1 protein-coding gene is annotated in these 1,878 nt (G+C 50.7%); it reads right to left on the bottom strand.

Annotated features, from left to right (window positions below; all coding sequences use genetic code 11):
- Window positions 1-1,600, bottom strand: a 1,600-nt coding sequence (locus HWQ67_RS17380; protein WP_218253959.1) for a 4-alpha-glucanotransferase, incomplete at its 3' end; no start/stop codon positions are given.
- Window positions 1,601-1,878 lie beyond the last annotated feature (278 nt).

Below are 1,878 nucleotides of genomic sequence, written 5' to 3'. Positions count from 1 at the left end.
CCGACAGACGCGGATAGTGTGTAGGGGGGATGTAGGGGGCATCATGCTTCTTGTACTCCCTGGCCCATCGCTCAATCCTAAGGCCTAGTATCTTCATATCTGCAAGCACTCCCGGTACGCACTCGGGGATTGCACCGAGATCTTCGGCACAGACGAGCATGTCCGTTGTTTCGGCCATCATCTTGAGGAGTCGCTTGCCATTGACCTTCCAGACCTCTTCGTGTCTGACCTTGTTTCTTTCGATGAGGTCAGTAAGCTGTCTGCGCTGACCTTCCTGGAGGTTATTGAATGTCCTGGTTCTGTAATAGAACCACGTGGGCTGATACTGGTCTGTCCCCTTGGGAGCCTTGGGGTTTGTGAGCATGACCCTGTCCCAGTACAGCTCAAGGAGTTTGTCCTTGATGTATGATTCATCGGCGATGGCCATGATGATATTTTCACTGGATATGGCAGTGGCAAAGACGTAGTTGTCGTTGCCGATATGTGCGAAGTAGCTGTTGATAATGCGCTCGGAGTCGTTGCCAAAGAAGCTCCTGAGATACGACTTCGTAAAAGTCGGCACTACCAGGCGTCGTATGCCGTCTTCGTCAAAGCCGATATTGTTGAGTTCCGTTTTGGATAACCATGAGGCAGGCTCATAGCTGCCCAGCACGCCGGTGTGTTCTGGCTCAGGTATCTGCCATATGCGGAAGAATCCCAGGACGTGGTCAATGCGATAGACGTGGTAGAAGTTTGCGGCCTGCTTGAGTCTCTGCCGCCACCACTTGTAGTCGTCCTTTTCCAGGGCCGACCAGTTGTAGCATGGGAAGCGCCAGTTCTGGCCCCTATCGGAGAACATATCCGGCGGTGCTCCTGCCCTCATGCTCAGGTCAAAGTACTGGCGTTGTGCCCAAACATCGGCGCTGTCCTCGTTAATGAGTATGGGGATGTCGCCCTTGAGCTTCAATCCCATGTCTTCAAGTGCCCTGGAGGTCTTTGTCAACTGTGCCTCCAGCTCGTACTGTACCCAGGCATAGAACATCACTTCGTCGGTGTGTTTGTCCCAGAAGGCATCGATGTCGCTGGTGGAGGGGTTGTTGAGGGTGCTCCAGTTTTGCCAGTGTTTTTGTCCGTTGAGGTCTTTTAATACGCGGTAGACGGCGTACTGTTTCAGCCAGGGCTTGGAGGCCATCCAGGCCAGGATGTCCTTGTTGGACTGTATGCGAGTTTTATTGAGCGTGTATATCTTGTTTAGCATTGTCAGTTTGAACTGACCGACCTCGTTGTAGTTGACGTTTTTGAGGGCGTTTAATTTTGCGGCAGTTTTCTTTATCTCTGCTGCAAAATCGTCCGTCAGTTCCAGGTTGGCGGTTGTCAGCGCCTGCAGGCGGATATAGATTGGGTGCAGGGCAAATGCCGTCAGGGCATTGTATGGGGAGGTATCTCTGCCGGTGTCGTTGATAGGCAGTATCTGTATAACATCAAGTCCTGCCTTCCCGCACCATGCTCCAAAGGGTATCAGATCAAGGAATTCACCAATCCCGCAGCCCTCCTCCGTCCTGATACCAGAGACAGGCACAGCCACTCCGGTAAGATAGTGTGTGATTGCTCCAAATTTCATTTAATTTATCCCTCTCTTTATAGATTTTTATTTTACTTGTGAACAAGACCCGTCAGATATTATAATCAAAGCAGGCTAAAAATTGATAGACAGCGAATTGCCCCATCTAAAATCTAAGGGTCAAATGTTTCTTGCTGTAAAAAAATCCTGTGATATACTGATTCGGATCCGAGTTTTTTCGGGTATCAAAATTGCCTGCATACAAGAAAGAAAGGGGCGGCTCCGCCCCCCTTCAGAACCCCCCGCAAGGGGACCAGTCCCCTTGACCCCATTATTTC

The organism is Candidatus Magnetobacterium casense (genome assembly GCF_019173545.1).
In the GTDB taxonomy this organism is placed as follows: domain Bacteria; phylum Nitrospirota; class Thermodesulfovibrionia; order Thermodesulfovibrionales; family Magnetobacteriaceae; genus Magnetobacterium; species Magnetobacterium cryptolimnobacter.
Note: the sequence above shows the minus strand (reverse complement) of the source record. Positions and strands in the feature narration are given on the sequence as shown.